The following is a 14306-nucleotide window of genomic DNA, read 5'->3' on the forward strand; positions in this document are numbered from 1 at the left end:
AAGGTATCCCGGCGATTCCCACGGTTTGCTTCGACGTATCTGTTTGCCCGATTCTCTAGGGCGTGGAATCGATCACCGGGACCCGTCAGGCGGGCGCGTCATCTCTCGGTGAATACGACGACGCCGATACCGTCGCCTTCGCGGCAGCTTCCCGTCGGTCCGCCGATCCGCCCGCGCCCGAGCGCGATCCACTTGCGGTGGCCGCGCCGTCTGATGCCGAGGTGTATGAATACCTCGGCCCGCAGATGCGCTGGGTACAACTCGTCCTCATCGCCGCATTCGTCTTGGTGTCCATTTCCCTCGCCGCTTTCGCGACGACCCATGTGTGGCTGTCGCCCGTTCTGATCGTTCTTCTCGCCAACGTGATCGGAAACGCACTCTCGTTAGTGACGGGAATGAACCGTCGACGGATCACGTGGCGGTCCCACCAGGGCCGGGTCTCGAACTGGCGGCCCGTGGACCGGACGTATCCCAGCGTCGACGTCTTCCTCCCCACCTGCGGTGAGAGCATCGCGATCCTGCGCAACACCTATCAACACATCGCGGCTCTGCGGTGGCGCGGCCCGTTGAACGTCTACGTCCTCGACGACGCGGCCCGGGGCGAGGTGCACGAACTGGCTGCCGAGTTCGGATTCACCTACGTCGTTCGCCCGGATCGGGGCCATCTACGCAAGGCCGGCAACCTCCGGTACGCGTGCACCATCAGTCGCGGCGAACTCATTGTCATCTTCGACGCCGACTTCTGCCCGCGCTACGACTTTCTCGCCCATCTCGTGCCCTACCTCGACGACCCGCAGGTCGCGATCGTCCAGAGTCCGCAGTGTTTCTCGACGACCGAGACGATGAACTGGATTCAGCGCACGGCCGGCGCGACGCAGGAGTTCTTCTATCGCTGGGTCTTGCCGTCGCGGGATCGGATCGGAGCCGCGAACTGTGTCGGCACCTCGGCGGTCTACCGGCGCCAAGCTCTCGACCGCGTGGGAGGTTTCGCAGCGATCGAGCACAGCGAGGATCTGCACACCGGGCGGCTGGTCCAGCAGGCTGGATACAGCATCCGGTACGTGCCGGTCGTGTTGTCGCGCGGTCTGTGTCCATCGGACCTCGCCGGCTTTCTCAACCAGCAGTACCGCTGGTGCCAGGGGACGCTCTCGCGCGTCCCTTCTGCGCACTCTGAGCGCACCCTCCGACAACGCATCGCCGACTGGGCCGGCGTCTTCTACTACCTCACCACCGCGATGAACGTCTTCCTCCTCTTCCTCCCCGGCGTCATCATGGCCGCCTTCTATCCGGAGGACGTGCGCCCGGAGCAACTCGTGCCGTTCCTTCTGGGGCTGTGGGTGTATGTCGTGTTGTTCCCGCTGGTGTCGAGAACCCGCTGGCGGTTCGAGGTACTCCGCATCCAGATGGCGTACAGCTTCGCCCACGTGATCGCGATCTGGCACAAGCTGATCGGCCGCGAGATCGGCTGGGTGCCGACGGGTGCGATCGGGAAGTCCAATTCCCTGGCCCGCTCGATCAGCGCGCTGGGGGCGATCACGCTCGGTACATCGCTGCCGGTGTTCTGGGTGTTCATCATTCGCGACGTGATGCAGTACGGGCTGGGCCAGTTCTGGATGATGGTCGGGCTCGTAATGGCCTATACCTATCTGGCACTCCCGCTGTTCGTGGAGTTCATCAGAATTCTGCGTCCTCGACGTGCCGGTGAACCCCAGCCCCCTGAGGTGCGAGGAGCGAAAGCCCCCCTGCTCCCTGAGGTGCGAGGAGCGATAGCGACGAGCCACGAAGGGCCCCGCAAGTCAACTCCCGATCCCCACGGAGACCGCCCACACGTCGCCACCAAGCGGCCGACGACGACCAACTGGAACCGTATATCGGCCTGGGAAGCTGTCGGATACACCTGCGTGATCCTGTTCATCGCCGCGCTGGCGCTGGGATGGTTCGACGTCATGCTGCCGTGGGATACGCAGTGAGCAGACACAGAGCCGGGGGAGCGGTGCCGATCAGCGTCGATGACGCGCCGACAGTTCCGCTCCGTGCGCAACCGGCGGGCCCGGCACCTCAACCTTTGGCGCCGAACACCTTCTTCGACGACATCGCCGGACTACGTGGCATCGCCGTCCTGCTGGTCGTGCTATTCCATTCGCACGTCCCGTTCCTCACGGGCGGATTCGTCGGTGTCGACGTCTTTTTCGTGATCTCAGGGTTCCTGATCACCGGGCTGCTGGTTCGCGAGTATGAGCGGAACGGTCGAATTTCGCTGCGCAACTTCTTCGCCCGTCGGGCCCGGCGCATCATCCCGCCGGCGGCGCTGGTGATCGTGGTGTCGATCGTCGTCGCCGCGTTTCTGATGCCGTTGCTGAAGGTGTTCAAGCAGGCCATCGACCTGCTGGCCGCGGCCGCGCAGTTGTCGAACTGGCATTTCATCGAGCAGAACGCCGACTATCTGGCGGGGGCCATCGACGGCAGTCTGGCCACCCATTTCTGGTCCCTCGCGATCGAGGCCCAGTTGTACTTCGTGTGGCCGTTTCTGGTGATCGCGGCGGCGGCCCTGGCGTTGCGCACGCCGCTGGGCCGGGTGTTGTCGGTCCGATGGTCGGTCGGGTTGGCGGTGCTGATCGTCAGCGCCGTGTCCCTATTTCTCGCCATCGTGATCACCGCGACCGATCCAGCGACGGCGTACATGGCCACCTACACGCGGGCGTGGCAGTTCGGCGTCGGCGGGTTGGTGGCGATCGCACTGCCGGCGCTCGCTCGTTTCGGCGGGCACAAAGTCGGCCCTCCGATTGCCTTCGCAGTCGGCTGGGCAGGTCTCGTCGCCGTACTGGTCGCGGGCTTCGTGATTGACGCCCAGACGCCATACCCGGGCACGGCGGCGCTGCTGCCGACCTTCGGCGCTGCATTCGTGATCGGGTCGGGCTGCATGGTGGGCACCCGGTCGGTGTTCGTCGGTCATCTCCTGGCGACGCCGCCGCTGACGTTCCTCGGCCGGGTGTCTTATGCCTGGTACCTGTGGCACTGGCCGGCGATCGTGCTGTACGAGGCGGTCGCGGGTGCGTCGAGTTGGCCGGTGTTGCTGCTCGTCTCGGCAGGGTCGCTGGTGCTGGCGACGTTGTCGACGATGTTGTTCGAGGAACCGCTGCTCCGTAATCGCGAGTTGAAGCGCAATGCGTCTGCATCGATCTCGCTGGGCCTGACCGGGGTGGTGGTGGCCCTCGCGGTCACGATGACCGCCGGCGTCGTCACCGTGCAGCTCGCGAGCCGGGACACCGTCGCCAACGCGGCGCTGACGTACCAATCGGTCTTCGGCGCCGAGGCGAGCGAACCGAGCGGTCCCGTCACGCCCAACCCGTTCCAGGCTTTCGACGACCGGCCGCAGCCGTTCGAGTGTCTGATTCCAGTTGGCGACGTGAAAGCGCAGGCGGATTGCGTCTTCGGCCCGGCCGAAGGTATCCCGGTGGTCCTGTTCGGCGACAGTCACGCTGATCAGTGGGCAGATGTTGTCCGCACGATCGGCGCCGATCATGGGTGGCGAGTCCACCAGTTCACCAAGGCGGCCTGTCCGGCACAGCACCTACGGCCGCAGCGCGGGATCTTCGAGCCCTACGTCAAGGCGGACTGCCAGGAGTGGCGCGAAGCGACGTTGCGGCGGATCGCCGAGGTGGGGCCGCGGATCATATTCGTGTCGTCGCTGTCGACGTATGTGCCCTCCCGCGAAGCCTCGCAGGCCGCGTGGGATCACTCGCTCACCCAGCTCCGCAACACCGGCGCGAACTTGGTGTACATCGCGGACACCCCGTACCCGGGCTTCCAGGTCGCCGATTGCATCTCCGGGTCGATGGACGACTGGACGCAGTGCCGATTCGACTTCGACGACTACCCGCGCGTCGAGCCCATCATCGACGCCAGCTCGCGCGACGACTACCGCGACATCACCACGGTCAACGTCAACGACTTGCTGTGTTCCGGCAACTCCTGCTCGGCCGCGCACAACAAGATCCTCTTCTACCGCGACGATTCGCACCTGACCGCCACCGCCGCGCGGGTCCTCGAGCCCGCGGTGCGTAAGCAGCTCGACCGACAGCGGTTCGACTACAACGGGTAGCGCTCTCTGCTCCCTGAGCTTGCGGAGCCGGTGCCTACCCCCTGCTCCCTGAGGAGCGGCCGGAGCTTGCGGAGGCCGCGTCACGAAGGGTCGAGCCTCCTCGCTGGTTGAGCCGGCCCCGAGCCTCCTCGCTGGTTGAGCCGGCCCCGAGCGAAGCGAGGCGCCGTGTCGAAGCCACCTGATGACCCGTCGGCGCTGGCTGAGCCCGGTTCTCGCTGGCTGAGCCCCTTCCCGCTGGCTGAGCTTGTCGAAGCCCCCCTACTCCTCCCACCTCCGCCGTTCGCGGGTGCGGACACAGGCAACACCTGCAAGTACAACCCCGGCAATGCACAGGATGTCGGACTCCGTGAATCCGCGATCGGGGGTCAACGAGATCAGCACCCGCCCCTCAATCGGACCGTTCCCGAAGAACCACGCACCGGACAGAGCAGCGAGAACACCAGCTACCGGGTAGCTCGGACGCGCCAGGCTCCACGCGCCTGTGACGAACAAGAGGTTCAAGATCACCAGCGAATGGAAGACAGTCGGCGGGATGGGCTCGGGCGGCATCCGACCAGTATCAGGTCATAGGCGCCGAGTTCGCGCTGTCGAGAGCCGCGATTCGTGCCCGCTTCACAGTGACAACAGTCTCAGCGACTTTCAGCTTCTGATCCAGCCGGCCAATCCGTCCCGAAACGCTTGCGTGCTCGTGGGCGTCGAGTTGAACCGCCAGTCGCACTCTTTGTCCATTTGGAACCACAGGAAACCCTCGATACGCTGGCTGTTCTCCATGACCGCAAAGAAGTCCCTGATCCACGCTGCCTTGCTTTCCGGGGTCTCACCCTCAGCACACCCGACCTCCGTGACGAGGATCGGAAGCAGGGGGTCCAGTCGTTCCAACTCGGCGATGCTGCGACTGAACAGTTTGTCCGCAGACTGCCATGTGTGGCCTGGGGAGGCGCCGAAGTTGTACCCGTCGAGTCCCAGGTAATCGACCTCGTCCGCGCCGGGATAGCAGCCGCCGAAATCGCTGGTGCCCTCGGTGATCGCGTTCGGCGCCCAGACAAAACGTACATTCGGGGCCATCTCGCGGACGATCCGGTGCATTCGTGACCACGCCGCGCGATATTCGGATTCGGTATTCCGACCGACCCCAATCGACCACGGGTACCAGGGTCCGTTCATTTCCTGAGCAAATCGTAAGAGAATGTGATGGCCCCAGGAGCCGAGCTGGTCGGCCCAGCGGGTGAGGTCGGCATCGTGCCGGCCCTCGACGAGGGCGGCGAGGGAGTACTCCGGCTGGACCGTACCGCCGCCGGGCCGCCAGGGCTCAAGCGTGAGCATCGGGGCAATCTGTTGCTCTCGGACGGCGTCGAGGGTCTGGACGGGTAGAGAGTCTCGTAGAGATGCGTAGACGTGCAGGTAGTCGGGTTTAGCCCCTGTGAGTGCCGTGAGCTGGTCGATTGGCAATCGAGCAGTGTCCCCTCCGGGGGTGACGACAGGAATGAAGGCCCCCCACGTGTGTGTGGCTGGCGGCAGTCGATCCGGCGCATCAGGGGCAGCGCACGCGGCCAGCGCTGCGGCACCTCCGAGGGAGGCGATGAGCAACCGGCGCCGCGATATACGCACCTCGATCGAAGCGGGCGGGACGCTCGTCATACCGACATTGTGACGTGCCGCGCCGGACTCGGGCCGGGTGGCTTCATGCCTTTGAGCGTTAGCGTGTTGTTCACCGGATCGAAACGGGACCGAACATTATGCGAGGACAAATTCCATCTGGCACCGTTCGCAAAATTTGACAACCGAAAGTGGGACCAGATATCGCAAAGATAACGAGAATGGTTCAACCCCCGAGAATTTTAGAAAATGCGACTACCCGTTACCGAAAGCCCACGAGGGCAACCGTGCGACGGCTATGACACTCGTCACACTAGTGTATGGGCTCGGGCGAAACCCGCTGTAACGCAACGGTACTAGTCAACGTCGGTTGTCGCGCACCGTCCGTGCCCTGAGCGGCGGGGTTTCGAGTTCGACGCACCGGGTACCCGCATGCCCCTCCATGGTCGAGGAGCAGGTCAACAAAACTGCGACAAAATTGTCGCCCGGTCGGACTACAAGCGATTCACGAGTTGTAACTGTGACCATCCTGAAATAGTCTCACCGAGAGCCGTGTAGCCGATTGCGTCTCGGGCTTGGTCTGATTTCTATTCGCAGGGCGTACGGAAGCGCACCGCCTTCGAGCTCATCTCATCTGTTGGGAGGTTGGCAGTGGCCTATCGTCCGGCCTACTCGCAGGAGCGAACCTCCGAACGCCTGCGTTTGCGCATGCGTTTCGCCAGCAAAGACCGTGCCCGTGCCAGGTCCTGGATTCACGGCTACGTCGTCCAGCTCGCGTGGACAGATGCCGTGGTGGTCATTGCCGCTGTTGTGCTGGCGCAGCTCGTTCGGTTCGGAGCAGAGAGCGCCCTGGTTCCCAACGGGGCTGCGCAGGTGCCGGCGACAGTCGTCTCCATCGCTTTGGTCATCGGTTGGTTGCTGGCCCTCCGCGCTTTCCAGACGCTGGATCGCCGGATCGTCGGTGCGGGTTCGCAGGAGTACAGCAGAGTCGTCACCGCTTGCCTGGCGCTGTTCGGCGCCCTCGCGATGGTGGACCTTTTGTTCCGGCTTAACATCGCACGCGGGTTCATCGCGATCGCGCTCCCGGTAGGAACGGTCGGACTTCTTCTCTCGCGCTGGTTGTGGCGGCAGTGGCTCGGACACCAGCGGCTGCACTCCAAGAACGTGGAGCGCGTGCTGGTTGTCGGTTCTGAGCAGTCCGGCGTGCCGATGATCGAGCGGTTGTTGGGTCAGCCCAACTTGGGATTCGAAGTCGTAGGCATCTGCCTGCCGAGCCGCGAGGGTCAACGCACCGTCGTGAACGCCGCCGGCACCGAGGTAGCGGTGTATGGAACCTTCGACGACGTGTGCGAGGCCGTCCTGGATGCAGGCGCAACCACTGTTGCTGTGACATCCGCCGAGGCACTCGGACATGATGCGATGCAGGCCTTGTCGTGGGACCTCGAGGGCCTCGACGTCGAGATGATGGTGTCGCCGGGCGTCACCGACGTGGCGGGACCACGCGTGATGGTTCGGCCCGTTGCCGGGCTGCCGCTGTTGCACATTGACAAGCCGCGGTACGAAGGTGCGAATCGGTTTCGCAAGGCGCTGGTTGACAGGGTAGGCGCCGCGCTGATCTTGGTCGGTCTGTCGCCTGTCTTGGTTGCCGTCGCAATCGCGATCAAGGTGGACTCACCCGGACCGATCTTTTACCGCGCGACACGCATCGGCCTCAACAACACGCCGTTCTCGATGTGGAAGTTCCGGTCGATGGTCCAGGATGCTGACGCGCTCAAAGACAACTTGCGGCCGCTCAATGAGGGATCGGGAGTGCTCTTCAAGATGAGGGACGACCCGCGGATCACTAGAGCTGGTGCGTTCATTCGTCGTTACAGCCTCGACGAACTGCCCCAGCTATTCAATGTCGTTGGCGGGACGATGAGCTTGGTAGGGCCGAGACCGCCTCTGCCGAATGAAGTCGAGCGGTACGACGGACGCGTTGCGCGGCGAATGTTGGTCAAGCCCGGCATGACCGGCCTATGGCAGGTATCCGGACGTTCCGACCTGTCCTGGGAGGAGTCGGTAAGACTTGATCTCTCTTACGTCGAGAACTGGTCGATCATGCAGGATGCGCTGATCCTATGGCGGACCGCGCGCGCCGTTGTCTCCAAGGACGGCGCCTACTGAAGCGGGCCGCGCCCCTAACCCGGAACAATTCTGCTCCGGAATTAGGACGAGGGCGGACTTCAACCATGCTGGCGTCAGCGGACACGGGAACTAAACAAGATGGCTACCCATAAAAAGACTGCGAGTGCGCCGCATAGCCGTGCGGCGGTCTCGGCGACAGGAGAACGATGAAGAAAGCGCTCATCACGGGCATCACGGGGCAGGACGGGTCATATCTCGCAGAGTTGCTGCTTTCGAAGGGCTACGAAGTTCATGGGTTGATTCGCCGGGCCTCCACGTTCAATACGACACGTATCGATCATCTCTATGTCGACCCACACGATCCTGCCGCGCGATTGTTCCTTCACTACGGCGACCTAAGCGACGGCGCACGACTGGTAACACTCGTATCCTCAATCAATCCAGACGAAGTGTACAACCTTGCAGCTCAGTCGCACGTTAGGGTTAGCTTCGACGAGCCTGAGCACACCGGGGATACAACAGGTATCGGTTCGATCAGGCTTCTTGAGGCCGTGCGATTAGCGGGCGTCGACTGTCGCTATTACCAAGCCTCAAGCTCAGAGATGTTCGGAGCCTCGCCACCTCCCCAGAATGAGGACACGCTATTCTACCCACGCTCCCCATACGGCGCAGCGAAAGTGTACTCGTACTGGGTCACGCGTAACTATCGCGAGGCTTACGGGATGTATGCAGTGAATGGCATCCTTTTTAACCACGAATCGCCTCGTCGTGGCGAGACGTTCGTAACACGCAAGATCACCCGGGCGGCAGCGCGAATTAAGGCCGGCGTTGAGCAATTCCTCTACATGGGCAACCTCGATGCAGTCCGCGACTGGGGGTATGCGCCCGAGTACGTAGAAGGAATGTGGAGGATGTTGCAAGCTGACGAACCACAGGACTACGTTCTGGCAACGGGCGGTAATAACACCGTGCGTGACTTTCTCACTGCCGCTTTCGAGCACGCTGGGCTCGACTGGGAGGACCATGTTAGGTTCGACGAACGGTATCTTCGGCCGACAGAGGTGGACGCGCTGGTCGGCGACGCGAATAAAGCCGAGAGAGTCCTGGGCTGGCGGCCGTCAATCATGGCACCTGATCTGGCTCGAATAATGGTCGACGCAGACGTCGCCGCACTGGAGTGTGAAGGTAAGCCGTGGATCGATACGCCAATACTTGAGTCGTGGTCATCGTGAACGTGTCCGACAGCGAATTACGTTCGATCGATGAGCTGAACCGTGACGAGGTTATCTACATCGCGGGACACAAGGGCCTAGTAGGATCGGCGATCTGGCGCCTTTTTGAAGCTCAGGGGTTCACGCGTCTGATCGGCCGTTCGAGCGGCGAGTTAGATCTGACCAGGCGAAAAGACGTTTTCGAGTTCTTCGAGGCAGTTCGTCCCGGAGTCGTTGTCCTGGCGGCGGCTAGAGTCGGCGGGATTCTCGCGAACAGTACTTACCCTGTCGACTTCCTGTCACAGAATCTGCAGATCCAGACAAATGTTCTCGACGCGGCGGTGGCCTTCGAGGTGCCACGCCTGCTGTTCCTCGGCTCGTCATGCATCTATCCGAAGTTCGCCGAGCAACCCATCCGCGAGGATTCACTGTTGACTGGTCCGCTCGAGCCGACAAACGACGCGTATGCGATCGCAAAGATTGCCGGAATTATCCATGTCCAGGCTGTGCGTCGGCAATACGGATATCCCTGGATATCGGCGATGCCGACCAACCTCTACGGCCCCGGAGACAACTTCTCGCCAACAGGGTCGCATGTGCTGCCGGCACTCATCCAGCGGTACGACCGAGCGCTCAAGGCTGGCGATGATCATGTAGTCAACTGGGGTAGCGGGTCGCCAAGGCGCGAGTTTCTTCATGTTGATGACATGGCGGCAGCGTGCCTGTTCTTGTTGAACAATTTTGACGGCCCGCAGCAGGTAAACGTAGGAACCGGCGAGGACCACACCCTCAAAGAAGTCGCGCAGATGGTGGCCGAGGCAGTCGGGTTTAGCGGTGAAACGTGCTGGGATGAGTCTAAGCCTGACGGCACCCCGCGTAAGGTACTGGACGTTTCCACGTTGAGTTCGGCCGGATGGAATCCCAAGATTAGTTTGAAGGAAGGTTTAGACGACACTGTGCAGTGGTACCGAAATAACGTCAACCAATTGCGCGGGTAAAATTTCCTGAGTCTAAATAACCTAGCACGTGTGACTGCGACGATTAGGAGATCGACATTCTTACCACGTCTGTTGTGATCAGAGCGCTGAATGAAGGGCAGCATCTGGGTCGACTGCTCGAAGGTCTCGAGAAGCAGAGCCGGGCTGTAGACGAGGTGATCCTCGTTGATTCGGGGTCCACCGATGACACTGTTGAAATCGCCAAAAACTACGGGTGCAGGATTGTCACTATCGACAAGCGTGATTTCTCCTTCGGCCGCGCTCTCAATTATGGATGCGAAGCCGCGAGCGGAGACGTGATCATTCTTCTCTCCGCCCATGTGTATCCGGTCTACGACAGCTACGTTCAGAACATCGTGAAGCCTCTTGAAACAACGAAGGCAACGTTGGTGTACGGGCGTCAGATCGGCGATCACCGCACGAAGTTGTCGGAGCGCCGGATAATGAAGAAGTGGTTCCCGGCGGGAAACGTACGGGCCCAGTCGCATCCATTCTGCAACAATGCCAATGCCGCGACGCTCGCCTCTACTTGGAACGAGTTCAGGTACGACGAGTCCCTGACTGGGCTCGAGGATCTCGATTACGCGAAGCGCCTCTCTGAGAGTGGCTGCGAGATCGGGTATGCCGGTGACGCGCCCATCGTCCACGTTCACGAGGAAAGCTGGTCGCAAATCACGAACCGGTACCGTCGCGAAGCCATTGCGCACAAACGGATTTATCCCGCTAAGCAGATGAGCGGTCCACACGCGGCCCGGCTCGCCGCGGTGAACATTGTCGCAGATTGGATGGAGGCGCTTCGTGAGGGCGAATTCGTAAGTAACGCGTCTGACGTCGTGCGCTTTCGTTCCAGCCAGTTCTACGGCACATGGCAAGGATTCCGTGATCCGAGGCCGACGCACGAACAGCTGATGCGCCGGTACTACTACCCCGCAGAGCTCGTCGACCGTGGCGCGCCGGACGGTATCGGAACGCCAATCGAATACGAGACGAGGAGCTGAACAGTGCTTGTTCGACAGGACAAGAAACTCTCGGTTGTCGCTATCCTTCCGATGCGCCATTCGAGTGAGCGTGTGCCGGGCAAGAATTATCGGCCGTTGGCAGGTAAACCACTCTTCCAACACGTTCTGGATACGCTACTGACGGTTGACTACATCGATCTTGTGGTGATCGACACAGACAGCCCCACAGTGGCCGAGATTGTCGAAGCGCGGTACCCAGACGTCCGAATACTGGACCGCCCAGCCCATCTGCGGTCCGGCGACACCCCGATGAATGACGTGCTGCTCAATACGGTTGAACGTGAACCTGCGGATCTGTACGTACAGACTCACTCGACCAACCCTTTCCTCACACGCGATAGCTTGATGAGGGCGTTCGAGATGTACAGGGACGGCGACTGTGATTCGGTCTTCTCCGTGACGCCCTACCAGGCAAGGTTCTGGTCCAAACAGTTGCGCCCAATCAACCACGATCCTGCGGTCCTCGAGCGAACTCAGGATCTTGAGCCTATGTACCTCGAGAATTCATGCCTGTACGTCTTTACCGCAGAGGGACTGCGGCAGAACAAGAACAGGATCGGTTCGAATCCGTCGGTGATCGAGGTGGAAGGGGTAGAGGCCATCGATATCGACTTCGAGCCCGACTTCGACCTTGCGAATGCAATCGCTGAATCTCGGCTTACCGGGCCCAGTACGTCCCCCGCCCTGGTCTCCCTCTCTACTGGAACTGAAGAATGAAACTGGTCGTCACCTGCAAACAGATGCAAGCAGAGCTTCCGCGCCACAAGGCGACGCTCGAAGATTTCGGGTTCGAGATCCTCGCACCATCTCTTGCGGGAAGGCAACAGTTCACTGCGTCTGAGCTCGTAGAGTTCTCGAGCGATGCGACAGCAGTCATCGCCGGTGACGATGAGTTGAGTGATGAGTTCTTTGAGGGGTGCCCCGCTCTGAAGGTATTGGTTCGGTGGGGTATCGGAACCGATTCAGTCGACTTTGAGTCGGCAAATAGACATGGCGTCACTGTGCGCAATACCCCTGGGGTCTTCAACGATGAAGTCGCTGATATGGCGATGTCGTATGTCCTTGCCTTAGCTCGTCGCACCATTGCGATACATAACGAGGTCGCGGGCGGCAACTGGCCCAAGATCGAAGGCATCACGCTATCTGGGGCCGGCTTGGGCGTAGTTGGGTTCGGCGGTATCGGCCGCGCTATTGCTAGCCGAGCTCTGGCTTTCGGAATGACTGTGCGGGCAGTCGACCCGTTCGTTGACCCGCAAGAGCTCGAAGGGCTTGGAGTGCTGCACACCGACTTCGAGTCAGTCTGCAACGAGTCTCGGTTCGTGGTCCTCGCGTGCCCAGCGACCCCAGAGACCTTTCACCTGGTGGACGAAGGCTTTCTCGCCTCGATGGCGTCCGACTCGTTCCTGGTCAACGTCGGGAGGGGGTCGTTGGTCGATGAGAAGGCGCTGGTCGCCGCCCTGAGTTCCGGGTCGATCGCGGGTGCGGCTCTCGATGTGTACGAAGCGGAGCCGGTGCCTATGTCGAGTGGTCTCAGGCACCTCGATAACGTCATCTTCGGAAGTCACAACGGTTCGAACACTCGCGAGGGGGTCGCGCGGACCAGCGAGAGAAGCGTGCAGGTGTTACTCGAGTCCATGCGTGGTCCCGATCGATGATCGTCGTAACCGGAGCTGCCGGAGACATCGGTCGCGCTGTGAGGTCGCGGCTTGGGTCAGGCGGGATCGAAACTGTTGGATTGGACCTCAAATCGACGGACCAGGTCGAGGTGGGGGTAGACCTGGCTGACCTAGACGCAGTTCGGTCGATTGCCGGCGAGCTCGCAGCAACGTATGAGATCTCGGGGATCGTTCACGTCGCAGCCCATCAGCCCACCGCCGCGGTGGGAACCTACGACCCAATCGTGTGGGACCACGCGATGCGCGTCAATTGTCTATCGTTGGATGTCATGACCGGGGTTTTTCGAAACACCCTGAAACGGAGAAGGGGCACCGTCGTGGCCATCAGCAGCATTCACGCGACGACCACAGCACCGGGAATGGGCGTATACGCGGCGACGAAATCAGCTCTCGAGAGCTGGGTACGTTCGGCGGCGATCGAGTTGGCACCCGAGATCACTGTTAACGGGGTAGCCCCCGGGGCGGTGCACGGTCGGAAGCTCGAAGAAGGGCTTGAGCGGTTCTCACCTTCGCAGCGAGCCGAAGTTCTCAAGGGGATCAGCTCTCGGGCCCCGGCAGGCCGTATCGGAGACCCTGCAGAGGTTGCCGAGGTGGTCTCGTTCCTCGTGAACTCGGATTGCCGGTTCATGACTGGTACTTCTCTGTCGATTGACGGCGGTTCGAGTATCCGGCTAGCCGGAGAATAGGACTCACGACATGGAAATGACGTTCGACGAGGTGCTGTCACCGACCGAATCCATACTCTTCGAGTCTCTCCGCTGGAACCCCGGAGCGGGATGCTTTCAATGGGTGGACATCTTGCGTTCAAAGCTGTACCGATGGTTCGAGAAGACGGGCAATGTCGAGATTGCGGACCTGCCATTTCAGTACCTACCTCTGGCCATACCGTTGGCCGCCGACAGGACGCTCGTTGCCAGCGACACAGAGATCTATGAATTCAGCTGGGCTAGTGGAGATCTATATCGAATTGCGGCCGTACCGGCCTTGGCGTCAGTGCGCCTGAACGACGGGAATTTCGACGAGCGTGGCGATCTATGGGTCGGTTCAATGCACGTTGCCGGTGAAGGCCAGCATGGATCTCTTTACCGGGTCACTCCGGCCGGCGAAGTGATCTGTATGGCAGATCAACTCGGGATTTCGAACGGTGTCGTGCCTCACCCGGCGGGTGGAGTTCTGCATATAGACACCCCGACGCGCCGGGTGACTCATTTCCTGGACAGCGCGGCAGCATCGTCCGGCACCCGCAACTTTGCCTTTTTGCCTGGCCCGGGCGTTCCCGACGGGATGACGCTGGCGCACGGCGGCGTATGGATCGCCATGTGGGGGGGTGCACGGATCGAGCGGTTCGATTTGAGTGGGGACAGGATGGAACCGGTCAGCGTGCCCCGTAGGTTTCCTACATCGGTGGCGTTCGGGGGAGATGCCAACGACCTTGTCGCGGTGACTGCGGCGAGGGGGGATGAAGACGGTCCGCCTGACCCATGCGCTGCACTCTTGGTGGGGCGTATGGAGCCACAAGCCGTATCGAATTCGACGAGCAACGTGATACCGGCACCGGAACGAGTCGGCACCTAGAA

11 protein-coding genes are annotated in these 14306 nt (G+C 61.5%); 10 read left to right on the forward strand and 1 reads right to left on the reverse strand.

Annotated features, from left to right (window positions below; all coding sequences use genetic code 11):
• Positions 1–62: 62 nt before the first annotated feature.
• Positions 63–1970, forward strand: a complete 1908-nt coding sequence (locus KB201_RS05165) for a glycosyltransferase family 2 protein (protein ID WP_374193890.1) — start codon at positions 63–65, stop codon at positions 1968–1970.
• Positions 1967–4102, forward strand: coding sequence for an acyltransferase family protein (locus tag KB201_RS05170; RefSeq protein WP_374193891.1), 2136 nt, complete (start codon positions 1967–1969; stop codon positions 4100–4102). The genes KB201_RS05165 and KB201_RS05170 overlap by 4 nt, the downstream gene beginning before the upstream one ends.
• Positions 4103–4741: 639 nt before the next feature.
• Here KB201_RS05170 and KB201_RS05175 read toward each other — a convergent pair.
• Positions 4742–5551 carry a glycoside hydrolase family 26 protein gene (locus KB201_RS05175; RefSeq protein WP_249145105.1) on the reverse strand — a complete coding sequence of 270 codons (810 nt, stop codon included), beginning with the start codon at positions 5549–5551 and terminating at the stop codon, positions 4742–4744.
• Between the two features lie 855 nt (positions 5552–6406).
• Here KB201_RS05175 and KB201_RS05180 point away from each other — a divergent pair.
• The 8 genes from KB201_RS05180 (at position 6407) to KB201_RS05215 (ending at position 14304) form a co-directional block, all read left to right on the forward strand.
• Positions 6407–7864 (forward strand): sugar transferase, encoded by a 1458-nt coding sequence (locus KB201_RS05180; RefSeq protein WP_249145141.1) that lies wholly within the window; start codon positions 6407–6409, stop codon positions 7862–7864.
• A 167-nt stretch (positions 7865–8031) separates the two neighbouring features.
• On the forward strand, positions 8032–9057 hold the full coding sequence (gene gmd, locus KB201_RS05185) for a GDP-mannose 4,6-dehydratase (RefSeq protein WP_211538534.1): 1026 nt from the start codon (positions 8032–8034) through the stop codon (positions 9055–9057).
• Positions 9054–10034, forward strand: coding sequence for a GDP-L-fucose synthase (locus tag KB201_RS05190; RefSeq protein WP_307848043.1), 981 nt, complete (start codon positions 9054–9056; stop codon positions 10032–10034). Before gmd ends, KB201_RS05190 begins: the two co-directional genes overlap by 4 nt.
• 74 nt (positions 10035–10108) lie before the next feature.
• A complete protein-coding gene (locus KB201_RS05195; RefSeq protein ID WP_307848038.1) occupies positions 10109–11032 on the forward strand; it encodes a glycosyltransferase in 924 nt (307 codons plus the stop codon).
• A gap of 3 nt (positions 11033–11035) precedes the next feature.
• Positions 11036–11770, forward strand: a complete 735-nt coding sequence (locus tag KB201_RS05200) for an acylneuraminate cytidylyltransferase family protein (RefSeq protein WP_307848039.1) — start codon at positions 11036–11038, stop codon at positions 11768–11770.
• Positions 11767–12708: a phosphoglycerate dehydrogenase gene (locus tag KB201_RS05205; protein ID WP_249145106.1), complete on the forward strand. Its 942-nt coding sequence runs from the start codon at positions 11767–11769 to the stop codon at positions 12706–12708. Before KB201_RS05200 ends, KB201_RS05205 begins: the two co-directional genes overlap by 4 nt.
• Positions 12705–13415, forward strand: coding sequence for an SDR family NAD(P)-dependent oxidoreductase (locus tag KB201_RS05210; protein ID WP_211538535.1), 711 nt, complete (start codon positions 12705–12707; stop codon positions 13413–13415). The genes KB201_RS05205 and KB201_RS05210 overlap by 4 nt, the downstream gene beginning before the upstream one ends.
• A 10-nt stretch (positions 13416–13425) precedes the next feature.
• Positions 13426–14304 (forward strand): SMP-30/gluconolactonase/LRE family protein, encoded by an 879-nt coding sequence (locus KB201_RS05215; RefSeq protein ID WP_211538536.1) that lies wholly within the window; start codon positions 13426–13428, stop codon positions 14302–14304.
• Positions 14305–14306 lie beyond the last annotated feature (2 nt).

The organism is Gordonia sp. SCSIO 19800 (assembly GCF_018132775.1).
Lineage (GTDB): Bacteria > Actinomycetota > Actinomycetes > Mycobacteriales > Mycobacteriaceae > Gordonia > Gordonia hongkongensis.